This window comes from Pseudomonas sp. CFII68, assembly GCF_000416195.1.
In the GTDB taxonomy this organism is placed as follows: domain Bacteria; phylum Pseudomonadota; class Gammaproteobacteria; order Pseudomonadales; family Pseudomonadaceae; genus Aquipseudomonas; species Aquipseudomonas kilonensis.
The window spans coordinates 25092-48034 of the sequence record NZ_ATLN01000099.1; the positions used below are offsets into that span (position 1 = coordinate 25092).

General features: G+C 61.3%; 22 protein-coding genes. 8 read left to right on the top strand and 14 right to left on the bottom strand.

Annotated features, from left to right (window positions below):
- Positions 1–8 precede the first annotated feature (8 nt).
- Positions 9–1100, top strand: a complete 1092-nt coding sequence (locus CFII68_RS09545; protein ID WP_018609950.1) for an aminopeptidase — start codon at positions 9–11, stop codon at positions 1098–1100.
- Positions 1101–1331: 231 nt separating this feature from the next.
- Here CFII68_RS09545 and CFII68_RS09540 read toward each other — a convergent pair whose 3' ends face one another.
- The 3 genes from CFII68_RS09540 to CFII68_RS09530 all read right to left on the bottom strand — a co-directional run bounded on the left by CFII68_RS09540 (position 1332) and on the right by CFII68_RS09530 (position 3156).
- Positions 1332–1607 (bottom strand): HU family DNA-binding protein, encoded by a 276-nt coding sequence (locus CFII68_RS09540; RefSeq protein ID WP_003177201.1) that lies wholly within the window; start codon positions 1605–1607, stop codon positions 1332–1334.
- 191 nt (positions 1608–1798) lie between these two features.
- A complete protein-coding gene (locus CFII68_RS09535) occupies positions 1799–2947 on the bottom strand; it encodes an NAD(P)/FAD-dependent oxidoreductase (RefSeq protein WP_018609955.1) in 1149 nt (382 codons plus the stop codon).
- A gap of 41 nt (positions 2948–2988) precedes the next feature.
- Positions 2989–3156, bottom strand: coding sequence for a rubredoxin (locus CFII68_RS09530; protein ID WP_018609957.1), 168 nt, complete (start codon positions 3154–3156; stop codon positions 2989–2991).
- A gap of 176 nt (positions 3157–3332) precedes the next feature.
- On the opposite strand from CFII68_RS09530, the gene CFII68_RS09525 reads away from it, so the two are divergent.
- Positions 3333–3896, top strand: a complete 564-nt coding sequence (locus CFII68_RS09525) for a chorismate lyase (protein ID WP_033062741.1) — start codon at positions 3333–3335, stop codon at positions 3894–3896.
- Positions 3896–4786, top strand: coding sequence for a 4-hydroxybenzoate octaprenyltransferase (ubiA, locus tag CFII68_RS09520; RefSeq protein ID WP_018609961.1), 891 nt, complete (start codon positions 3896–3898; stop codon positions 4784–4786). Before CFII68_RS09525 ends, ubiA begins: the two co-directional genes overlap by 1 nt.
- 163 nt (positions 4787–4949) lie before the next feature.
- Here ubiA and CFII68_RS09515 read toward each other — a convergent pair whose 3' ends face one another.
- The gene (locus tag CFII68_RS09515; RefSeq protein ID WP_018609963.1) at positions 4950–5330 is read right to left on the bottom strand and encodes a hypothetical protein; all 381 of its coding nucleotides are present in this window, start codon (positions 5328–5330) and stop codon (positions 4950–4952) included.
- Between the two features lie 152 nt (positions 5331–5482).
- On the opposite strand from CFII68_RS09515, the gene phoB reads away from it, so the two are divergent.
- From phoB to CFII68_RS09500, 3 genes are all read left to right on the top strand, one after another.
- Positions 5483–6172: a phosphate regulon transcriptional regulator PhoB gene (gene phoB, locus CFII68_RS09510; RefSeq protein ID WP_003177195.1), complete on the top strand. Its 690-nt coding sequence runs from the start codon at positions 5483–5485 to the stop codon at positions 6170–6172.
- 45 nt (positions 6173–6217) lie between these two features.
- On the top strand, positions 6218–7540 hold the full coding sequence (gene phoR / locus CFII68_RS09505; protein WP_018609965.1) for a phosphate regulon sensor histidine kinase PhoR: 1323 nt from the start codon (positions 6218–6220) through the stop codon (positions 7538–7540).
- A gap of 113 nt (positions 7541–7653) precedes the next feature.
- A complete protein-coding gene (locus tag CFII68_RS09500; RefSeq protein WP_014335895.1) occupies positions 7654–8994 on the top strand; it encodes a hemolysin family protein in 1341 nt (446 codons plus the stop codon).
- A 163-nt stretch (positions 8995–9157) separates the two neighbouring features.
- Here the strand turns inward: CFII68_RS09500 and CFII68_RS09495 are convergent, their stop codons facing one another.
- From CFII68_RS09495 to CFII68_RS09460, 8 genes are all read right to left on the bottom strand, one after another.
- Positions 9158–10054, bottom strand: coding sequence for a M23 family metallopeptidase (locus CFII68_RS09495; RefSeq protein WP_018609966.1), 897 nt, complete (start codon positions 10052–10054; stop codon positions 9158–9160).
- Between the two features lie 231 nt (positions 10055–10285).
- Positions 10286–11236, bottom strand: coding sequence for a response regulator (locus tag CFII68_RS09490; RefSeq protein ID WP_018609968.1), 951 nt, complete (start codon positions 11234–11236; stop codon positions 10286–10288).
- 167 nt (positions 11237–11403) lie between these two features.
- Positions 11404–12165 carry a phosphate signaling complex protein PhoU gene (gene phoU, locus CFII68_RS09485; protein WP_018609970.1) on the bottom strand — a complete coding sequence of 254 codons (762 nt, stop codon included), beginning with the start codon at positions 12163–12165 and terminating at the stop codon, positions 11404–11406.
- A gap of 97 nt (positions 12166–12262) precedes the next feature.
- Positions 12263–13096, bottom strand: coding sequence for a phosphate ABC transporter ATP-binding protein PstB (gene pstB / locus CFII68_RS09480; protein WP_014335891.1), 834 nt, complete (start codon positions 13094–13096; stop codon positions 12263–12265).
- 181 nt (positions 13097–13277) lie between these two features.
- Entirely contained in the window at positions 13278–14948 is a 1671-nt protein-coding gene (pstA, locus tag CFII68_RS09475) for a phosphate ABC transporter permease PstA (RefSeq protein WP_018609972.1), read from the bottom strand.
- Positions 14949–14963: 15 nt separating this feature from the next.
- Positions 14964–17249, bottom strand: coding sequence for an ABC transporter permease subunit (locus CFII68_RS09470; protein ID WP_018609975.1), 2286 nt, complete (start codon positions 17247–17249; stop codon positions 14964–14966).
- A 153-nt stretch (positions 17250–17402) separates the two neighbouring features.
- Positions 17403–18401 carry a phosphate ABC transporter substrate-binding protein PstS family protein gene (locus CFII68_RS09465; RefSeq protein ID WP_018609977.1) on the bottom strand — a complete coding sequence of 333 codons (999 nt, stop codon included), beginning with the start codon at positions 18399–18401 and terminating at the stop codon, positions 17403–17405.
- A gap of 240 nt (positions 18402–18641) precedes the next feature.
- The gene (locus CFII68_RS09460; protein ID WP_018609979.1) at positions 18642–19940 is read right to left on the bottom strand and encodes an MFS transporter; all 1299 of its coding nucleotides are present in this window, start codon (positions 19938–19940) and stop codon (positions 18642–18644) included.
- 377 nt (positions 19941–20317) lie between these two features.
- Between CFII68_RS09460 and CFII68_RS09455 the strand changes: the two genes are divergently transcribed.
- Both CFII68_RS09455 and CFII68_RS09450 read left to right on the top strand, forming a co-directional pair.
- Positions 20318–20722: an acyl-CoA thioesterase gene (locus CFII68_RS09455; RefSeq protein WP_003177184.1), complete on the top strand. Its 405-nt coding sequence runs from the start codon at positions 20318–20320 to the stop codon at positions 20720–20722.
- Between the two features lie 57 nt (positions 20723–20779).
- Positions 20780–21679 (top strand): D-hexose-6-phosphate mutarotase, encoded by a 900-nt coding sequence (locus CFII68_RS09450; protein ID WP_018609981.1) that lies wholly within the window; start codon positions 20780–20782, stop codon positions 21677–21679.
- Positions 21680–21866: 187 nt separating this feature from the next.
- On the opposite strand, the gene CFII68_RS09445 is transcribed toward CFII68_RS09450, so the two are convergent.
- Together CFII68_RS09445 and CFII68_RS09440 are read right to left on the bottom strand one after the other, a co-directional pair.
- On the bottom strand, positions 21867–22130 hold the full coding sequence (locus CFII68_RS09445) for a DUF4404 family protein (RefSeq protein ID WP_018609983.1): 264 nt from the start codon (positions 22128–22130) through the stop codon (positions 21867–21869).
- A gap of 109 nt (positions 22131–22239) precedes the next feature.
- Positions 22240–22860 carry a hypothetical protein gene (locus CFII68_RS09440; protein ID WP_018609985.1) on the bottom strand — a complete coding sequence of 207 codons (621 nt, stop codon included), beginning with the start codon at positions 22858–22860 and terminating at the stop codon, positions 22240–22242.
- Positions 22861–22943: the final 83 nt, after the last annotated feature.

Consider the following 22943-nt stretch of genomic DNA (forward strand, 5'->3'; position numbering starts at 1 on the left):
GATTCCAATTGATCAGGCCGCGTTCAAGCCATCGGTTACTCGACCGCGTTTTCCAGATTTTGTTTCCAGGCCTCCTGCTTTTGTTACTGAACGGTTGCACAAGCGCCGGTTACTACAGCCAGCTCGTGGGTGGGCAACTGCGGTTGTTGCAGGCCCGGGAGCCTATCGACGAGGTCATTGCCGACCCTGCTCGTGATGCCCAACTGAAGGCGCACCTGACCCAGGCGCGCGAGGCACGGGCGTTCGCCAGCGTTCACCTGCACTTGCCGGACAATCAAAGCTATCGCCTGTATGCGGACATTGGCCGGCCATTCGTCGTCTGGAATGTCTTCGCCACGCCGGAGTTTTCCCTGGCGCCGCTAAATCATTGTTTCCCGATTGCCGGTTGCGTGGCTTATCGCGGTTATTACAGCCAGGGCGCCGCCCGTGGCGAGGCCGCATTGCAGCGTTTGCAGGGCATGGACGTGTCGATCGGTGGTGTAGAGGCTTACTCGACGCTGGGCTGGTTCAATGATCCGATCCTGAGTTCGATGATGCATTGGGGCGACGAACGCCTGGCGACGCTGATCTTTCATGAACTGGCGCACCAGCGCTTTTATGTAAAGGACGACACCGAATTCAATGAGTCCTTCGCCACCTTCGTCGAGCAGGAGGGCAGCCGGCAATGGCGCGCCAGTCGTGGGCTGGCGCCGGATAACGGCAAGCAGGTGCGCCAGCGCGACCAATTCATCCAATTGATCCTCGACACCCGCCAGCGCCTGGAACAACTCTACGCCCACCCCCTGCCGACCGACCAGATGCGCCAACGCAAGACACAGGCATTCGAACGCCTGCGCACCGACTATGAGCAGTTGCGCGACACTCAATGGGCCGGCGACAAACGCTACGATGCCTGGGTCTATGCCCCACTGAACAACGCGCGGTTGCTGCCGTTCGGACTATATGACCAATGGGTGCCGGCGTTTGCGGCGCTGTTCAAGCGGGAGGGCGGGGACTGGATCGGGTTTTACGCAGCGGTGGAAAAGCTCGGAAAATTGCCGATCGACGAGCGCAAAGCGGCCTTGAAGGCGTTGGCAGCGCCGAATACGCCTACTGATTAGGCGGACGTCATCGCGAGCAAGCTCCCACAGGGGCATCTCCAAATCCTGTGGCGAGGGAGCTTGCTCCCGCTCGGCTGCGCAGCAGTCGTCGCTTTTAGGGCCGCTTCGCGACCCAGCGGGAGCAAGCTCCCTAGCCACGGACAACCCAGCACAAAAAAGGGCATACCGATTCATCGGTATGCCCTTTTTGATTGCCGCTTTCTTCCCCCTAGCCGAGGTACTCCGCAGCAATTACGGGTTGACGCTGTCTTTCAGGAATTTGCCTGGTTTGAAGGCAACGGTGTTGCTGGCCTTGATCTTCACCGGCTCACCGGTCTGTGGGTTTTTGCCAGTGCGGGCGCCGCGGTGGCGTTGCAGGAAAGTGCCGAAGCCCACCAGGGTGACACTGTCCTTGCGATGCAGGGCACCGGTGATTTCTTCGAGGACGGCGTTGAGGACGCGGTTGGCTTGTTCTTTGGTGAGGTCTGCTTTTTCCGCGATGGCGGCGGCGAGTTCTGGTTTACGCATGAATGAAGCCCCTTTGACGGTTTTTTTGTTGTTATGTCCGTGCCGTTCTCTTTGGAACAGCCCCTAAGGCGCCGCAGGCTCTACTCTGCGGCAGACGGGAGTGAGGATGGCACGGTGCCGAAAACGGCGCCAGTGGCCGGGCGACCTTTGTGGGACCAAAAGTAGGGTTTTTGCGACAGAACGACCAGTATTTACGCCAGCAGGGGTGGAAGTTCCTTGTTCAGTGCCAGTTTCTCCATCACCGCCGCACCTGTCAGCGCGTAGCCCAGCAGATTGCCTTGAGCGTCGCGGCATAGTGCCTTGATATCCGCGCCCTGCCCTTCGACACTCCACACGCCCTCGCTGCCTCGCGGGGGTGGCGACACCACCAGTGGGCACACCGGGGTTTTTACCGTAATCGGCATGGCGCCGTAGCTGACGGCCGTCGGGTTGCCGGCCAGGGTCTGGGCCAGGGCGCGGGCACAGCTCATCAGCGGCATGACATACAGCAGGTTCAAGCCGTCGACCTCGGCGCAGTCACCCAGGGCGTAAATGTTGGCGTGGGAGGTTTTCAGGTGGCGGTCGACCACGACGCCGCGGTTGACCACCAGGCCCGCCGCGGCTGCCAGATCGATGCGTGGGCGCAGGCCGATGGCCGAAACCACCAGGTCGCAGGCGATCACCTGGCCGTCGGACAGGTGCGCCTCCAGCCCGTCGGCGACCTTCTGCAAGCGGTTGAGTACCGGGCCCAGGTGGAAACGCGCGCCAAGGCCTTCCAGCCCAGCCTGGACCGCTGCGGCAGCGGCCGGGTGCAACAGCGTCGGCATCACTTGCTCGCACGGCGCCACCAGCTGCACTTCGTAGCCACCCAGGCTCAGGTCGTTGGCGAACTCGCAGCCGATCAGGCCAGCGCCGAGCAACAACACCCGGCGCTTGCCGGTGGCCGCGGCCCTGAAGCGTGCATAGTCTTCCAGGTCGTTGATCGGGAAAATCAGCTCCGCCGCATCGCCCTGCACCGGTACGCGCACGGTTTCGGCGCCCCAGGCCAGGATCAGGTCACGGTAGTTCACCGCTTCTTCGCCGATCCACAGCCGTTTGTGGCCCGGATCGATGCCGCTGATACGGGTGTGGGTGCGTACTTCGGCCTTGAGTTGCTCGGCCATCGCGCCCGGTTCGGCCATGCTCAGGCCGTCGGCATCCTTGTTTTTTCCAAAACCTGTGGAGAGCATCGGCTTGGAATACGAGCGACCGTCGTCCGCGGTGATCAGCAGCAACGGGGTTTCGCTATCGAGCTTGCGAAACTCCCGGGCCAGGTTGTAACCGGCCAGCCCAGTACCGACGATGACGACAGGTGCACTCATGTTGCTCTCCATTTGATGCTCTCCATGCAGGTGAGGAACGATCAGTTGATTTCGATCATTTCGAAATCCATCTTGCCGACGCCGCAGTCCGGGCACAGCCAGTCTGCCGGTACGTCCTCCCAGCGAGTGCCGGGCGCGATGCCATCATCCGGCCAGCCGTCAGCTTCGTTGTAGATCAGGCCGCAGACAACACATTGCCACTTCTTCATTCCAATACTTCCTCAAGATGTCAGGCCTTGGCCGGTATTTTCCGGCTCAGGGCCGTTTTGTACTGATCGGTTGCGACAGATGCAAGCACGATCAGCCGGGCAGCCGGCCGGGCCAGTCAAAACCGGCGACCGACATGGTAAGCTCGCGGCCTCATTTGCTGCCATTCAAGACCTCTGTGCCGCATACAAATTCGATATTTCCAACACTCCAATGGCTGCCCCAGCCCCTGCTGTCGCCCCGGCCCGATGCGGGTGTCCTCGACTGGCTGTTCGACGAAGGCTCCCTGACCCGGCGCCTCACGCGCCTGTCGGACGGCCATTTCAGCGTCACGCCGTTGTTCGAAGGCTGGCAGCCATTGCGCACCGACGAATGCGCGGCCCTGGACCTGGCCGAGGGCAGCGAGGGCTGGGTGCGCGAGGTGTATCTGCGCGGCCGCGACCAGCCTTGGGTGTTCGCCCGCAGTGTGGCGGCGCGCAGCGCCTTGCAGGGTGACGGCTTGCAGATGGACGAACTGGGCAGCCGCTCCCTGGGGGAGTTGCTGTTTTGCGACCAGGCGTTCCAGCGCCGAGCCATCGAGGTCTGCCATTACCCCGACGCCGGGTTGCCGGAAGAAGTGCGCGCCAGCGGGCTGTGGGGTCGCCGCTCACGTTTCGACCGCGGTGCGTTGAGCGTGCTAGTGGCGGAAATTTTCCTGCCGCGCCTGTGGACCGTCGCCCGCGCCTATTCGGAGAACTTTTGATGTACGTGCAACTGCTCAAATCCTTGAATCGCCTGAATCCACGGGCGTGGGACTTCGTGCAACTGACCCGTATGGACAAGCCCATTGGCATCTACCTGCTGCTGTGGCCGACGTTGTGGGCGTTGTGGATTGCCGGTGAAGGCTCGCCGTCCATCGCCAACGTGGTGATCTTCGTCCTCGGCGTGGTGCTGACCCGCGCTGGCGGCTGTGTGATCAATGACTGGGCCGACCGCAAGGTGGACGGTCACGTCAAGCGCACCGAGCAGCGCCCGCTGGTAAGCGGCAAGATCAGTTCGAAAGAGGCGCTGGTGTTCTTCGCCGTGCTGATGAGCGTGAGTTTCCTGCTGGTGTTGTGCACCAATGCCCCGACCATCCTGCTGTCCCTCGGTGGCCTGGCGCTGGCGTTCAGTTACCCGTTCATGAAGCGCTATACCTACTACCCGCAAGTGGTATTGGGGGCGGCGTTCTCCTGGGGCATGCCGATGGCGTTCACCGCCGAAACCGGTCATCTGCCGGCCGCCGCCTGGTTGCTGTACATCGCCAACCTGCTGTGGACGGTGGGCTACGACACCTATTACGCGATGACCGACCGGGACGATGACCTGCGCATTGGCGTGAAGTCCACGGCGATCCTGTTTGGCGATGCCGACCGGGTGATCATCCTGACGTTGCAAGGCCTGGCCTTGGGCTGCCTGCTGCTGGCCGGGTCGAAATTCCAACTCGGCGGCTGGTTCCACCTGGGGCTGGTGGCCGCTGCCGCATGCTTCGCCTGGGAGTTCTGGTACACCCGTGACCGGGACCGGATGCGCTGCTTCAAGGCGTTCCTGCACAACCACTGGGCCGGGTTGGCGATTTTCGTGGGGATTGTGCTGGATTACGCGTTGCGTTGATTCCCCTTGTGGCGAGGGAATTTATGTGGGAGCAAGGCTTGCCCGCGATGAAGGCGCTGCGGTCTCTTAGAAATCGAGGTGCCTGTTTCGCGAGCAAGCTTTGCTCCCACATAAACCCCCTCGCCACAGATGATCTGTCGTTACCTTGGTGGAAATATTTCAGTCAGGGCTTGGCGACCTTCCAGGCACCGTCCATTTTGCCGTCGCCAGTCATGTCTCCGGCCTTCTTGTCCATCACGAAGGTATACAGCGGCATACCCTGATAGGCCCACTGCATTGAGTCATCATCACGCTTGATCACGGTCCAGTCACCCATGGATTTATCACCCGCCTCAGCCATCAGCGGCGGCCAATTGGTGGCACACTTGTCATTGCACGCCGACTTGCCGGCCGAGTCCTTGGCGAAGGTGTAAAGCGTCATGCCCTTATGGTCGGTGAACATACCGTCCTTTTCCATCGCAGGATCGGCTGCCATCGCCAATCCAGGCAGCGTCAGGGCAGCAGCCATCAGCAGGGCTTTGAAAGAAACAGTCATTTGTTTCATGGAAACCTTCCTTTGTAGTTGTCAGAATTCGGACTGAGAAGCTTAGTCCAGGATCCCTTTCACTGCCGCCCCCCGAAATAACTGTCACACGACTGCAATAATTCCGTTATCTAATGCGGCGCAAGACAGTTAAATGACAAGAGGATTACCCCATGGTTGGCAGGAGCATTCTGATCGTCGACGACGAGGCGCCCATCCGCGAGATGATCGCCGTTGCGTTGGAGATGGCCGGCTATGACTGCATGGAAGCAGAAAACTCTCAACAGGCCCACGCCATCATCGTCGACCGCAAGCCCGACCTGATCCTGCTGGACTGGATGCTGCCCGGCACTTCGGGCATCGAACTGGCGCGGCGGCTCAAGCGCGACGAGCTGACCGGCGATATTCCGATCATCATGCTCACCGCCAAGGGCGAAGAGGACAACAAGATCCAGGGCCTGGAAGTCGGCGCCGACGACTACATCACCAAGCCGTTTTCCCCACGGGAGCTGGTGGCGCGTCTGAAAGCCGTGCTGCGACGCGCCGGACCGACGGATGGCGAAGCCCCCATCGAAGTCGGTGGCCTGCTGCTCGACCCGATCAGCCATCGCGTGACCATCGACGGCAAACCCGCCGAAATGGGCCCGACCGAATACCGCTTGCTGCAATTTTTCATGACTCACCAGGAACGTGCCTACACCCGCGGCCAACTGTTGGACCAGGTCTGGGGCGGCAACGTCTATGTCGAGGAGCGCACCGTGGACGTGCATATCCGGCGCCTGCGCAAGGCCCTCGGCGATGCCTATGAAAATCTGGTACAAACCGTGCGCGGCACCGGTTATCGTTTTTCGACCAAGGCCTGATCCGAGCCCTTACCGCCCGACAAAGCTGACAAGGACGCGCGTCACGTGAACCAAAACTGGCATGGCACCCTGATTCGCCACATGTTGTTGCTGGTGACCGGCTGTTTGCTGATCGGCCTGATCAGTGGTTATTACGGTTGGAGCCTGGCCGCGGGCCTGGGGCTTTACCTGGCCTGGACACTCAAGCAATTGCTGCGCCTGCATGAATGGCTGCGCCTGCACCAACCCGACGAAGCGCCGCCCGACGGCTATGGCCTGTGGGGTGAGGTGTTCGACAGCATCTACCACCTGCAACGGCGCGACCAGCGCGTTCGCGGGCGCCTGCAGGCGGTGATCGACCGGGTCCAGGAGTCCACCGCCGCGCTGAAAGACGCGGTGATCATGCTCGACAGCGACGGCAACCTGGAGTGGTGGAACCGCGCCGCCGAGACCCTGCTGGGCCTCAAGACGCCACAGGACAGCGGCCAGCCGGTGACCAACCTGGTGCGTCATCCGCGCTTCAAGGAATATTTCGAGCAGGCCAATTACGCCGAGCCGCTGGAGATCCCTTCGCCCACCAATGATCGGCTACGCATCCAGCTGTACATCACTCGCTATGGCAACAATGAGCACTTGATGCTGGTGCGCGACGTCACGCGTATCCATCAGCTGGAACAGATGCGCAAGGACTTCATCGCCAACGTTTCCCACGAACTGCGCACGCCGTTGACGGTGATCTGTGGTTACCTGGAAACCCTGCTCGACAACGTCGAGGAGGTGAACCCGCGCTGGAGCCGGGCCTTGCAACAGATGCACCAGCAAAGCGGGCGCATGCAGACCCTGCTCAACGACTTGTTGCTGCTGGCGAAGCTGGAAGCCACCGATTACCCGTCGGACAACCAGCCAGTGCCCATCGACGACCTGCTGCAAACCATTGTCGAAGATGCGCAGGAACTGTCCGGCTCCAAGCAGCAGACCATCACCCTGGAAGCCGACGCGGCCGTGCAGCTCAAAGGCAGCGAGGCGGAACTGCGCAGTGCGTTTTCCAACCTGGTGTTCAACGCGGTCAAATACACGCCGGAGCAAGGCCGGATCCATGTGCGCTGGTGGGGCGATGAGCAAGGCGCACACCTGAGCGTGCGCGATTCGGGCATTGGCATCGACAGCAAACACCTGCCGCGCCTGACCGAACGCTTCTACCGTGTCGACTCCAGCCGCAACTCCAATACCGGGGGCACCGGGCTGGGCCTGGCCATCGTTAAACACGTCCTGCTGCGCCATCGCGCCCGCATGGAAATCAGCAGCGTACCCGGCCATGGCAGCACTTTTACCTGCCATTTCGCTCCGACCCAGGTGGTTCGCGCACGCCTCGCCCGCCCCGCTGATTAAGCCCGCCCCCTAGGCAATCGCCGAGTCAGCCGCTACATTGGCTGACTTGCGCCTGCCTTTTCAGGCGCTCATTTTCAATTCCTACGACTATACGGAACCCGCAAAACTCCATCATGGACCCTTCCCCTGGCTTGTCCCTCGTTACACTCTTCGCCGAATTCGGCATGATTCTTTTTGCTCTGATCCTGGTTTTGCTCAACGGTTTTTTCGTTGCGGCCGAATTCGCCATGGTCAAGTTGCGCTCGACCCGGGTCGAAGCCATTGCCGAGCAGAACGGCTGGCGCGGGCACATCCTGCGCACCGTTCATAGCCAGCTCGACGCCTACCTGTCGGCCTGCCAGTTGGGTATCACCCTGGCCTCCCTGGGGCTGGGCTGGGTCGGTGAGCCGGCCTTCGCCCACATCCTCGAGCCGCTGCTGGGCGCTGTCGGCGTACAGTCGCCGGAAGTGATCAAGGGCGTGTCGTTCTTCACCGCGTTCTTCATTATTTCGTACCTGCACATCGTGGTCGGTGAACTGGCGCCCAAATCCTGGGCCATTCGCAAACCCGAGCTGCTGTCGCTGTGGACCGCTGTGCCGCTGTACCTGTTCTACTGGGCCATGTACCCGGCGATCTACCTGCTCAACGCCAGCGCCAATGCCATTTTGCGCATCGCCGGCCAAGGCGAGCCCGGCCCGCATCACGAACACCATTACAGCCGCGAAGAACTGAAGCTGATCCTGCACTCCAGCCGCGGCCAGGACCCGAGCGACCAAGGCATGCGCGTGCTGGCCTCGGCCGTGGAAATGGGCGAGCTGGAAGTGGTGGACTGGGCCAACTCCCGGGAAGACCTGGTGACGCTGGAGTTCAACGCGCCGCTCAAGGAAATCCTGGCGATGTTCCGTCGCCACAAGTTCAGCCGTTACCCGGTGTATGACAGCGAGCGCCAGGAGTTCGTCGGCCTGCTGCACATCAAGGACCTGCTGCTGGAACTGGCGGCCCTGGATCATATTCCCGAGTCGTTCAACCTGGCCGAACTGACCCGGCCGCTGGAGCGCGTCTCGCGACACATGCCGCTGTCGCAATTGCTGGAGCAGTTCCGCAAGGGCGGCTCGCACTTCGCCCTGGTCGAGGAAGCCGACGGCAACATCATCGGCTACCTGACCATGGAAGACGTGCTGGAAGTGCTGGTGGGTGACATCCAGGACGAACACCGCAAGGCCGAACGCGGCATCCTGGCCTACCAGCCGGGCAAACTGCTGGTACGCGGTGATACGCCGCTGTTCAAGGTCGAGCGCCTGCTGGGGATCGACCTGGACCACATCGAAGCCGAAACCCTCGCCGGGCTGGTCTATGAAACCCTCAAGCGCGTGCCGGAAGAGGAAGAAGTACTGGAAGTCGAAGGCCTGCGGATCATCATCAAGAAGATGAAAGGGCCGAAGATCATTCTGGCGAAGGTGTTGATGCTCGATTGAGTGTCAACCCGTTCCGGCGAGCCGGTGGCAAAGCTGTGGGAGCAAAGCTTGCTCGCGATACAGGCGACTCGATTCTGAAAGACCGAGTCGCTTTCATCGCGGGCAAGCCTTGCTCCCACAGATAAATCCCTCCACCACAAAAGCTCCTTCGCATCTGCAGAAGCTATTGCTTGCCCACCGCAAAGTTGGGCAGGTCGCCCACCGGTTGATTGAACTGGTAGGGAATCGACACCAGCCCCAAGCCGGTATTGCGCTGCACCACGAAATGCAGGTGCGGGCCTGAGCTGTTGCCGGTATTGCCCGACAACGCCAACGGCGCGCCCACCCCGACCCGCTGCCCTTCCCGTACGCTCACCGAGCCTTTCTGCAAGTGCAGGTAGACGCCCATGGTCCCGTCATCGTGCAGCACCCGCACGAAGTTGCCCGAAGGGTCGTCCCCACGGCCGGTCTGCTCGTTTTCGGTCTTGATGACCACACCACCCCGCGCCGCGATGATCGGCGTGCCCACGGGCATGGCAATGTCCATGGCGTAGCGGTTCTTCGGGCCGTAATGGCTGTACTGGCCGTTGGCACCCTGGCTCAGCCGGAACGGCCCGCCACGCCACGGCAACGGGTACTGATAGGCCTGTGCCGCGCCGGCAGGGTCGCCCAGGGAATATTCGAACCTTGGGGTATACACCAGCGGCCTGCCGGGCCGAGTGGCCGTGAGCAGCGCCAGGCGCAGGTTGCTGCGTGCCGGCAGTACCCGACGAATCGGCCGGCTCGGCGCCCCGCTGACGTTGCGCAGCCCGGCGAAACTCAACTCGATCTCCACCGGCGCATACAAATCGTTGCGCACGAATACCGCATCCGCGCCGTTCTGTTTCTTGATATCGAGGAATACCTGTCGCTCCAGGCGCTCGACCATGCGGTCGCGGAACACGAACACCTTGGCGCCCTTGCTGGGGCGGTCGCTATAGGACACCACGCCATTGGCATCGGTGGATTTGTAGATCGTCATGGCCACGGCCGAGGTGGAGGCCAGGACAAGACCACAGGCAAACAGCAGGGGTGCGAGCATGGGCAAAGGTTCTGTCGAGAAATGAAGGCCTGCACAGCAGCCTAGCAGCTGGGATGGACCAGCGTAGTCGACGGATGTTTCAAAATTGGATCAACGATCGGTGTTGATGATCGTTCCCACGCTCTGCGTGGGAATGCAGCCAGGGACGCTCCGCGTCCCCTCAAGCGCCGAACGCAGAGCGTCCGTAGAGGCATTCCCACGCGGAGCATGGGAACGATCTGCATGGCCGAATCAGGCGCCAGGTACGAAGTGCTTCTGCGCGGTGCCGCGGGCGATCAGGCGGGAGATGTAGTCGAGTTTCTGCGGGTCTTTGTCGACGAAGCGGAACGTCAATTGCAGCCACTCGCTGTCAGGCGTCTGCTCATGGGCGACGATGGCGTGCAGGTAGCCGTTGAGACGCGCGGTTTCGGCGTTGTCGCCCTGCTCCATGTCCAGCACTGCGCTTTCGAGCACTTGTGGCAGGGTCTCGCTGCGCTTGACCACCAGCAGCGCTTCCTTGAGGCTCAGGGCCTTGATCACGCATTGCTGGGTGCCGCTGGACAGGCGCAACTGGCCTTGGCCACGGTTGGTCGTCGAAGCGGCGGCTACCGGTGCCTTGACGGGTGGGCTGTTGAGCAGGCCACGGGCCGGGGCAGCAGCGGCGGGAGCGGGGGCAGCAGCCGGCTTGGCAAAAGGATTCACCACAGGCGCCGAAGCGACCGCCGCCACCGCAGCCTTGCCGCCCGTCAGGGCGCTTAGGGAGTCATTGCCGAACGCCGAGTTCATCTTGGTCGGGGCACTGTTCATCAGCGTGTCGAGCTTGCCGACCTTATGCAGGGCTTGCTTGACCTTGGTCAGTAGCTGCTCGTTGGTGAACGGCTTGCTGACATAACCGGAGACGCCGGCCTGGATCGCCTGGACCACGTTTTCCTTGTCGCCGCGGCTGGTGACCATCACGAACGGCATGCCCTTGAGGTTGTCCTGCTGGCGGCACCAGGTCAGCAGTTCCAGGCCGGACATTTCCGGCATTTCCCAATCGCACAGCACCAGGTCGAACGCCTCTCGAGCCAGCAGGGCCTGGGCTTTCTTGCCGTTCACCGCGTCTTCGATGCGCACGCCCGGGAAGTAGTTGCGCAGGCACTTCTTCACCAGGTCACGAATGAACGAAGCATCGTCCACGACCAACACACTGACCTTACTCATCCAGATACACCTCTAAAAAATCCCGGCAAGCATACCGCTTTTACTGATGGCACATTGCCAAAAACCTTCAGTCACGCCGGGACTTTTCGTTCGCGGGGTGCTGCTTTCGATTAAAAAAAACCCAAAAAAAAGCCCGACCAGAAGGCCGGGCGCTTTTCTTGGCAATCTTACTTATCGTCAGTTTCGCCCGGAACATTAGCAGTTTCGGACGGCGTGCCCTCAACTTCTTCCTTCATGCGCTTGAGCCCCAGATGCCGCACATCGGTGCCGCGCACCAGGTAGATGACAAGTTCCGAGATGTTGCGCGCATGATCGCCGATACGCTCCAGAGAACGCAGCACCCAGATGATGCTCAACACCCGCGAGATAGAGCGCGGATCTTCCATCATGTAAGTCGCCAGCTCGCGCAGGGCGGTCTTGTATTCGCGGTCGATGATCTTGTCGTACTGGGCCACCGACAACGCCAGGTCGGCGTCGAAGCGGGCAAAGGCGTCCAGTGCATCGCGGACCATGTTGCGCACCTGGTCGCCAATGTGGCGAACCTCGACGTAACCGCGCGGCGCCTCGCCTTCTTCGCACAACTGAATGGCACGACGGGCGATCTTGGTGGCTTCGTCGCCGATTCGCTCAAGATCGATCACCGACTTGGAGATGCTGATGATCAGGCGCAGGTCAGAAGCCGCCGGCTGTCGACGGGCCAGGATACGCAGGCACTCCTCGTCGATGTTGCGCTCCATCTGGTTGATCTGGTCATCGATTTCACGCACCTGCTGGGCCAGGCCGGAGTCGGCCTCGATCAGCGCGGTCACCGCGTCGTTGACCTGCTTTTCCACCAGCCCGCCCATGGCCAGCAAGTGACTGCGCACTTCCTCAAGCTCAGCGTTGAACTGTGCGGAAATGTGGTGAGTAAGGCCTTCCTTCGAAATCATCTTGTTCGCTCCGCGAAAGTTGCAAGCTTCAAGCTGCAAGCTTCAAGCAGTTAAATGTTGATCCTGATAGCGCAGTGCGGCTATGCAGCAGCCTCGACTAGCCGTAACGACCGGTGATGTAGTCCTCGGTCTGTTTCTTGGCCGGATTGGTGAACAGGGTATCGGTATCGCCGAATTCCACCAGTTTGCCCATGTACATGAACGCCGTGTAGTCGGAAACCCGCGCCGCCTGTTGCATGTTGTGGGTCACGATGACGATGGTGAACTTGGACTTGAGCTCGTAGATCAGTTCTTCGACTTTCAGCGTCGAGATCGGGTCCAGGGCCGAGCAAGGTTCGTCGAGCAGCAGCACTTCCGGCTCCACGGCGATGGTGCGGGCGATCACCAGACGTTGCTGCTGACCGCCGGACAGACCGAGGGCCGATTCATGCAGACGGTCCTTGACCTCATCCCACAGCGCCGCGCCCTTGAGGGCCCATTCCACGGCTTCGTCGAGGATGCGCTTCTTGTTGATGCCCTGGATGCGCAAGCCGTAGACCACGTTCTCGTAGATGGTTTTCGGGAACGGGTTGGGCTTCTGGAACACCATGCCCACGCGACGACGCAACTCGGCCACGTCTTCGCCCTTGCGGTAGATGTTGTTGCCGTAGAGGTTGATTTCCCCTTCGACACGGCAGCCGTCCACCAGGTCGTTCATGCGGTTGAAGGTGCGCAGCAAGGTCGACTTGCCGCAGCCCGACGGGCCGATGAACGCGGTGACGCGCTGTTTCGGGATATTCAGGCTGACGTCATACAGCGCCTGCTTGTCGCCGTAGAACAGGTTCAGGCCGGGCACTTCGATGGCGACGGTTTCCTGAGCCAGGTCCAGGCTCTGCTTGTCGCGGCCCAGGGCCGACATGTTGATGCCGTGTGTGTGTGCTTCGTGTTGCATGGGAGGCTCCCTGTGCTAACAAATTCGGTTCGGTTGGCCACTGAGCGGCCATGCCAATCTGTGTATGTGTATGTGTCTGTGTGGGAGCGAGCCTGCTCGCGATTCAGGCGACTCGGTCTGGCTTTGAACCGAGGTGATGCCATCGCGAGCAGGCTCGCTCCCACAGAAAATCAATGTGTAATCAACTATCCAGTGCCTTGTACTTCTCGCGCAGGTGGTTACGGATCCACACCGCCGACAGGTTGAGCGTGGCGATCACCAGCACCAGCAGCAGCGCTGTGGCGTACACCAGCGGTCGCGCCGCTTCGACGTTCGGGCTCTGGAAGCCCACGTCATAGATATGGAAGCCCAGGTGCATGATCTTCTGGTCCAGGTGCAGGTACGGGTAGTTGCCGTCCAGCGGTAGCGACGGCGCCAGTTTCACCACGCCCACCAGCATCAACGGCGCCACTTCACCGGCAGCACGGGCCACGGCGAGGATCATCCCGGTCATCATCGCCGGACTCGCCATGGGCAGGACGATTTTCCACAGGGTCTCGGCCTTGGTCGCGCCGAGGGCCAGGGAGCCTTCGCGCACGGTACGCGGGATCCGCGCCAGGCCTTCCTCGGTGGCCACGATCACCACCGGCACCGCCAGCAGCGCCAGGGTCAGGGATGCCCAAAGCAGGCCCGGGGTGCCGAAGGTCGGCGCCGGCAAGGCCTCGGGGAAGAACAGGCGGTCGACCGAACCACCCAGCACGTAGACGAAGAAGCCCAGGCCAAACACACCGTAGACGATGGCCGGAACACCCGCCAGGTTGTTCACCGCGATGCGGATCAGGCGGGTCATCGGGCCTTGGCGGGCGTATTCACGCAGGTAGACCGCCGCCAGCACGCCGAACGGCGTCACGATCATCGCCATGATCAGGGTCATCATCACAGTGCCGAAAATCGCCGGGAAGATGCCACCTTCAGTGTTGGCTTCACGCGGGTCGTCGCTGAGGAATTCCCAGACCTTGCTGACATAGAAACCCATCTTGGTGAACGTCCCCATGCCGTTTGGCTGGTAGGCGTGCACCACTTTGCCGATTTCGATTTCCACTTCCTTGCCGTTGGCATCGCGGGCGGTCAGGCTGTCGCGATTGAACTGCGCATGCAGGTCGGCCAGGCGCGCTTCGATATCCTTGTAGCGGGCATTGAGTTCGGCACGCTCGCTTTCCAGGTCCGCCTGGGCAGAAGCGTCGAGCTTGCCGTCCAGTTCCAGTTTGCGACCGTGCAGACGGATGCGTTCCAGGCCGGCGTTGATTGCACCGATGTCGACTTTTTCCAGGGTCTTGAGCTCGGAGGCCAACTGGTTGACGCGCTCTACGCGAGCCTGCAGTTGCGGCCAGGCGGCCTCGCCTTCGGCGATGACCTTGCCGTCTTCCTTGACGTTGACCAGGTAGCCGTAGAAGTTGCCCCACTCACGACGCTCGATGGCCATCAGCTCCGGCGGCGTGGTCTGGTTGGTCAGCCAGTCGCCGACGATCCAGGTGAAGTCGGTGCCGTTCAGGTCCCGGTTGCCAACCTTGATCAGTTCGCGGGTCATGAACTCGGGGCCTTCGTCGGGCACCGGCAGGCCAGCGCTTTTCAGGCGCTCACGAGGCACTTCTTCCTTCTGCACGACTTCGCCGACCACCAGGTGCGCAGGCATTCCCGGCACGTTGTAGCTGGCGTGGACCAGGTCCGCCGGCCAGAAGTGGCCCAGGCCGCGCACGGCGATCACCGCCAGCAGGCCAATGGTCATGATGACCGCGATGGACACCGCGCCGCCGCTGATCCAGACGCCGGGGGCGCCGCTCTTGAACCATCCTTTCAGGGAGTTCTGTTTCACAGACTTCTACCTTTCTTAAAGCGACGAATATTTCTTGCGCAGACGCTGACGGATCAGCTCGGCGAGGGTGTTCATGACGAAGGTGAACAACAGCAGCACCAGGGCCGACAGGAACAGCACGCGGTAATGGCTGCCGCCGACTTCCGACTCAGGCATCTCCACCGCCACGTTGGCCGCCAGGGTGCGCAGGCCTTCGAACAGGTTCATTTCCATGACCGGCGTGTTACCGGTGGCCATCAGCACGATCATGGTCTCGCCCACCGCACGGCCCATGCCGATCATCAGCGCCGAGAAGATGCCGGGGCTGGCGGTGAGGATCACCACGCGGGTCATGGTCTGCCACGGCGTGGCACCGAGGGCCAGGGAGCCCAGGGTCAAGCCGCGCGGCACGCTGAACACGGCGTCTTCGGCGATGGAGTAGATGTTCGGGATCACCGCGAAGCCCATCGCCAGGCCGACCACCAGGGCGTTGCGCTGGTCGTAGGTGATGCCCAGGTCATGGGAGATCCACATGCGCATGTCGCCGCCGAAGAACCAGGCTTCCATGTACGGGCTCATGTACAGCGAGAGCCAGCCCACGAACAGGATCACCGGGATCAGCAGGGCGCTTTCCCAGCCGTCCGGCACTCTCAGGCGAATGGATTCCGGCAGCCGGCTGAAGACGAAACCGGCGACCAGGATGCCAATTGGCAGCAACATCAGCAGGCTGAAAATACCCGGCAGGTGCCCTTCGACGTACGGCGCCAGGAACAGGCCGGCGAAGAACCCGAGGATCACCGTCGGCATCGCTTCCATCAGCTCGATCACCGGTTTGACCTTGCGGCGCATGCCCGGGGCCATGAAGTAGGCGGTGTAGATCGCGGCGGCAATGGCCAGCGGCGCAGCCAGCAACATCGCGTAGAACGCCGCTTTCAGGGTGCCGAAGGTCAGCGGCGAAAGGCTCATCTTGGGTTCGAAGTCGGTGTTGGCGGCGGTCGATTGCCAGACGTACTTGGGTTCGTCGTAGTTTTCGTACCAGACCTTGCTCCACAACGCGCTCCACGACACTTCCGGGTGCGGATTGTCCAGCGTCAAGGGTTGCAGCTTGCCGCCCTGTTCAACGATCAGGCGGTTGGCCCGTGGCGACATGCCGAACAGGCCCTGGCCGTCGACCACCTGGTCCACCAGCAGAGTACGGTGGGCGGTGCTGTGGAACACGCCAAGCTTGCCGGCGGCGTCGAGCGCAACAAAGCCTTTGCGACGTTCTTCGGCGCTGATCTCGACGATGGGCGTGCTGCCCATCTGGAAGGTACGAATCTGTTTGAAGCGCAACTCGCCGTCCGGATCGCGGGCCATGAACCACTGGGCCAGGCCGCCCTTGGAGTCGCCGATGATCAGCGAGATCCCGCCCACCAGCTGGGTGGCGGCGGTGACTTGGGTGTCGGCGTTCTCGAGCAGTTTGTAGCGGCCATTGAGACTCTTGTCCCGCAGGCTGAACACATCGGCCTGGGCACGTCCGTTGACCACATACAGCCATTGCTGGCGCGGGTCGACGAAGATGTTCTTCACCGGCTCAGTCATCTGCGGCAGGTCGATACGCGTCTGCTCGCTGGTGACCTCACCGGTCATCATGTTTTCTTCGCTGGTGAGCGACAGCACTTGCAGCTGGGCACCGCTGGAACCGGCCAGCAGCAGGGTCGAATCGGTGGCGTTGAGGCTGACATGTTCCAGGGCCAAGCCCTGTTCGTTCAACGCGATCGGCGTCTCGCCGTAAGGGTATTCGACGGCGGGCGAGATGGTTTTCTTGCCGTCCGGGTAGCTGACCTTATAGGTGTGACGGAATACCAGAGCCTGGCCGTTGGACAGGCCGATCGCCACCAGTGGGCTGCCGGGCTGGTCTTCGCCAATGGCGGTCACGCTGGCACCGGCCGGAATCGGCAGGTCGACGCGGCGCAGTTCGGCACCGCTGTCGAGGTCGTAGAACAGCGCCTGGCCCTTGTCGGAAACCCGCATGGCCACTTGGTTCTGTTCTTCGATGGCAATCATCAGCGGTTTGCCGGCGTCTTGCATCCAGGCCGGGGTGATCGAGTCCTTGGCCTCCAGGTCCGCGCCCTGGAACAGAGGCAGCACGACGTAGGCCAGGAAGAAGAAGATCAACGTAATGGCGGCGAGGACGGCGAGGCCGCCGACCAGCACGTACCAGCGGGTCAGGCGATCCTTGAGCGCGCGAATGCGGCGCTTGCGTTGCAGCTCAGGCGTATTGAAGTCAATGCGCTTGGGAGGGGAAGTCGTAGTCATTGTGGAATTGGCCAGATCATTCATGCGCACACCCTAGCGATCCTGTATGACAGAAAGATGACAATGCAGTGACGCAACAAATCCGCCGCCAGCAGAAAGCGGCAGCGGACAGGAATTTGGGTTGTGGGAGCAACCTTCACTCCCACAGGAGTCCGGGCGTTGGCCCGGGCTCAGGTATTACTTCTTGGCGACGTTGCCGCCTTCTTGCAGACCCAGGTCAGCCAGTGCCTTGGCGGCTACTTTGGCTGGCAGCGGGATGTAGCCGTCCTTGACCACGACTTCCTGGCCTTGCTTGGACAGGATCAGCTTCACGAACTCGGCTTCCAGCGGGGCCAGAGGCTTGTTCGGTGCCTTGTTGACATAAACGTAGAGGAAGCGCGACAGCGGGTACTTGCCGTTCAGGGCGTTTTCTTCGGTGTCTTCGATGAACTCGCCGCCTTCTTTCTTGGCCAGGGCAACGGTTTTCACGCTGGCGGTCTTGTAGCCGATACCCGAGTAGCCAACGCCGTTGAGCGAGCTGCTGATCGACTGTACAACCGAGGCCGAGCCAGGCTGTTCATTGACGTTGGACTTGTAGTCACCTTTGCACAGGGCTTCTTCTTTGAAGTAGCCGTAGGTGCCGGACACCGAGTTACGACCGAACAACTGGACTGGCTTGTTGGCCAGGTCACCGGTCACGCCCAGGTCGCCCCAGGTCTTGACGTCAGCCTTGGCGCCGCACAGACGAGTGGAGGAGAAAATCGCATCAACCTGAGCCATGGTCAGGCCTTTGATCGGGTTGTCCTTGTGTACGAATACCGCCAGGGCGTCCACGGCAACCGGGATGGCGGTGGGCTTGTAACCGTATTTGGTTTCGAAAGCCTGCAGCTCGTTGTCCTTCATCTTGCGGCTCATCGGGCCCAGGTTGGAGGTGCCTTCGGTGAGCGCAGGTGGCGCGGTGGAGGAACCGGCGGCCTGAATCTGGATGTTTACGTTCGGGTATTCTTTCTTGTAGTTCTCGGCCCACAAGGTCATCAGGTTGGCCAGGGTATCGGAGCCGACGCTGGACAGGTTGCCCGATACACCAGTGGTCTTGGTGTAGCTCGGGATCGCAGGGTCAACAGCGGCCACCGCGTTGGCAGTCGCAACGCCAGCAGCGACAAAAGTCATTGCCGCCATCAAACGCTTCAGTTTCATGCCTTACTCCTAGCAGATAGGGTGTGTTAAGTCGGCCAAGTATCGGTAAGCCGTGTGAACACTCTATGGCTGAAATATGACAATTGGATGAAAGGCCAGTATCGAGTTTTACAAAATGATTCGTGGCGCTCCCCATCGCGAGCAAGCTCGCTCCCACAGGGGCTTTGCGGCGAACGCAGAACCTTTGTGGGAGCGAGCTTGCTCGCGATGAGGCCCGTGCAGTCAGTGAAAAATTCGGACCTAGCGCCCCTTCTTCCAAAGATAACCGCCCACCACAATCCCGATCCCACAGATGGCCGCCACGTAATACGCCGGCCCCATCGAGCTCTCTTTCAACAGCAGGGTCACGATCATTGGCGTCAACCCGCCGAAAATTGCATAGGCCAGGTTGTAGGAAAATGACAGGCCGCTGAAACGCACCACGGCCGGGAAGGCATTGACCATCACATAGGGCACCGCGCCGATGGTGCCCACCAGCAAGCCACTCAAGGCATACAGCGGGAACAGCCACTCGGGGTGATCGAACAGGCAGTGGTAGAAGGTCCAGAAGGTGATCAACAGCAAACCGCTGCCGAAGACAAACACCCGGCCGGCGCCGAAACGGTCGGCCAGCACACCCGCACCGATGCAACCGAAACTCAGGAACACGATCGCCAGGCTGTTGGCCTGCAGCGCGGTGGTCGGACTGAAGTGGTACACCGTCTGCAGCACAGTCGGTGTCATCAGGATGACCACAATGACGCCGGCCGACAGCAGCCAGGTCAACAGCATGGAAATGGCGATGGCGCCGCGATGATCACGCAGCACGGCCCGCAGCGGCACTTCCTCGGCCAGGGCCTTGCGCAGTTGCAGCTCGGCGAACACTGGGGTTTCGTGCAACCAGCGGCGCAGGTACACCGAAAACAGCCCGAACACGCCACCCAGCAGGAACGGGATCCGCCAGGCGTAATCGGCCACTTCCACGGGTGTATAAATGCTGTTGATCGCCGTGGCGACCAGCGAACCCAACAAAATTCCCGCCGTCAGGCCGCAAGTCAGCGTGCCGCAGGCATAGCCGATGTGGCGCGCCGGAACGTGTTCGGAAACGAATACCCAGGCGCCCGGCACTTCTCCGCCGATGGCCGCGCCCTGGATCACCCGCATCAGCAACAGCAGGATGGGCGCCCACATGCCGATCTGCGCATAAGTGGGCAGCAGGCCCATGATCAGGGTCGGCACCGCCATCATGAAAATGCTCAGGGTGAACATCTTCTTGCGCCCCAGCAGGTCGCCGAAGTGGGCCATGACGATCCCGCCCAGCGGCCGGGCCAGGTAACCGGCGGCAAAAATGCCGAACGTCTGCATCAAGCGCAGCCACTCGGGCATTTCGGCAGGGAAGAACAATTTGCCGACCACGGTGGCAAAGAACACGAAAATGATGAAATCGTAGAACTCCAGCGCACCACCCAAGGCAGAAAGCGACAGGGTCTTGTAATCGTTGCGGGTCAGTGGACGTGCCGGTTGTGCGGGCGTCGCCGTGCTCGAAGGCGCAGTGGTCATGGCAAGGACTTCTCTTATAGTTGGTTCTGCAACCCTGTTAACACGGGTTGGGGGCCTGGGCAGGTCCGGCACGATAGCAAATTGTTCGAAAAAGCACATAGAGGTGCGTATTTGATAGTCAAAATCAGAACCGAGTGGTCGTCTCGACGTCTATCGCCCGATATACTCGCAACCTTGCAGTACTCTGTAAGGGGTTGCTGTGCGAAAACGTCGTTGGTGGCGTAGTACCAGAACCAGCCGGTTTCGCAGAGTTTCCCTTTGGCACGCCTTTACGAAAAACGTGACGAACGCAGTATGTTCGGGCTGAATCGTTTTTTACAAAGACGGCTATTCACCTGAAGTACAAGACAGCGTTACGGGTCAGAGGCACCCCCGGCATGATAGAGCTCGAACAAGAAGATCCAATCCCGCAAGGCGACCTGGCCCTGCAAATCACCGCGCTCCCTCGCGAGACCAACGGCTTCGGCGATATTTTCGGCGGCTGGCTGGTGTCCCAGATGGACCTGGCCGGCACCGCCATGGCCAGCAAAGTGGCCGGCGGACGCGTGGCTACCGTGGCGATCGATCGCATGGCGTTCCTCGTGCCGGTGGCAGTGGGGGCGCAGCTTTCCTTTTATACCCAGGCGCTGGAAATCGGCCGCAGCTCGATCCAGATGATGGTCGAGGTCTGGAGCGACGACCCGCTGTCCAGTGAATGGCGCAAGGTGACCGAGGCGGTATTTGTCTTCGTCGCCATCGACGGCAGCGGTCGCACCCGCTCGGTTCCGCCGCGCGCCCGTTAAACACGACGGCCGTTTTGCGGTCCATTGCAGTCCCTGTTCCCGAGCGAGATTTGCAACATGCCTACGCCCAACGTCGAAGCCGTCAAACTGGATGAACTGAACGCCTGGCGCATCCGCCACGGTCAGGCCGAGTTGCTGGTGGCCCAACAAGGCGCGCATATCCTCAGCTATCAAGTGGACGGCCAGCCGCCGCTGATCTGGCTCAACGACCAGGCTACCTTCAAGGCCGGCAAGAGCATCCGCGCGGGCGTGCCGGTGTGCTGGCCGTGGTTCGGCAACCTGACGCGCAACCCCGACAGCGTACAGGCCATGCGCGTGAGCAACGACCCGGCCACCGCCCACGGCCTGGTGCGGCTGATGGATTGGTCGTTGAAGGGCATCGAAGCCGAAGGCGAAAGCCTCAAGGTGGAATTCGTGCTGCCCTACCCCGAGAACGGCCTCCCCGGCTGGCCTCATCAGGTCGACCTGACGCTGGCCATCGTGATGGACGAGCAACTGCACATCCGCCTCACCAGCCATAACCGTGGCAGCGAAACCGTCAGCCTCAGCCAGGCGCTGCACAGCTACTTTGCCGTGAGCGACGTGCGCAACGTGCAGGTCGAAGGGGTGGACGGCTTGAGCTACATCGAGACCCTGGACGACTGGAAAACCGTCACCCAGGCCGGCAACCTGCACTTTGCCGGCGAGACCGACCGCATTTATCTCGATACCCCACCGAAGCTGAGCATCATTGACCCGCTGTGGGAACGCCGGATCGAGCTGACCAGCAGTGGTTCGCGCTCGGCGGTGATCTGGAACCCCTGGACCGAACGCGCCAAGGCCTTCAGTGACATGGCCGACGATGGCTGGCAGCGCATGCTGTGCATCGAGACAGCCAATGTGATGGACGATGTGGTGACGTTGTTGCCACAGGCCAGTCATACCCTGGGTGTGAGCCTCTGCAGCAAGCCGCTCTAAGTCTAAGCCACACCATAAAATCGACTGTGGGAGCGGGCTTGCTCGCGAAGGCGGTGTATCAGTTGATACTCATTTGACTGACACGCCGCCTTCGCGAGCAAGCCCGCTCCCACAGTGGGTTGCATTTCAGATTGCCAACATTAAAAAGCCCCGCTAGCGATAGCAGGGCTTTTTGCATTTAAAGGGTTCAGATCCCCATATTGCCCAAGGCTTGCACGATGTTGCGCAAGGTCCCGGCAAGGGTGGGGTGTTCCACCTCGAAGCGTTCGACCGCCAGGTTCACATTGTCGGCGAGGTTGTTGTCCGGCGCTTTGGTTTCCAGCTCAAGCTCAAGTTCGATCTTTTGCATCAGCGCGTGCAGGTCATCGCGCTCGACTTCGGAAAGTGGTGGATTCTGTTCCAATTGCTCGCGCAGTTTGTTGAGCTGTTCTTGCAGTTCGCGGGCAGGCATTGGCGTACTCCCTTTATTGATAGGCACAGCCATGGACCGCGACGCTGGGTCAAAAGTCCGTGGCTTGCCTTAAGAGTAATCCACACTCACGCTCCCTGCATGATCCCGGTCATGGCTTCTCGCCTTTGAGTCGGCGCAGGCTGATGTCCGCCAGGCAAGTGTCGAGTTCGCCCAGGTGATCGATCACCGAATGCACCCCCAGGCCGAACAATTGCACGGTGGCCTTGGCGCGCTTGGTTTCCCGCTCCTGTTGGCTCAGCGCCTGCCATTCGCCAGGCGCCAGGCCACACAGCGAGCCGCAGGACGCCAGGCCGATGGTCCACAAACCGGCGTTGAGCCCCGACTGCAACAACCGGGGTTCGCCACTGACCAACACGCAACCGTCCAGTTGCTGGACATTGAGCGCCATCAGCGCCTGCCAGCAGGCATGTGGCGCTGGCCAAGGATTATTTGTTGCTGGAAGTTGCGGCGATTTGATCCACGTCGGCAATGAGGTCGCCAGGGCATGGCTGACGGCAGGTGGCAGTTCGTCGAGCCAGGCGCAGGGGATTTCCTGGCGCTGCAAGTGGTGCAAGCTCTCAAGGGCGCCCGGTGTCGGCTGTGCATGCTCATCCGGCGCTGCCCCTGGCTGACGGATGCGTGCGCCGAAATCCACCAGGCATCCGCTCAGGCCAAACAGGACGGCGGTCAGGCTGGCGGCGGGGAGGGGCAGGGCTTCGGGGCGGGGCATGGGAACGTCCTTGAAATAACCAGCAGCCTAAAGGGCCACGATGACAGTCCGGTGACAGTGAAATGAAGGGCAGTGGTCGCGGA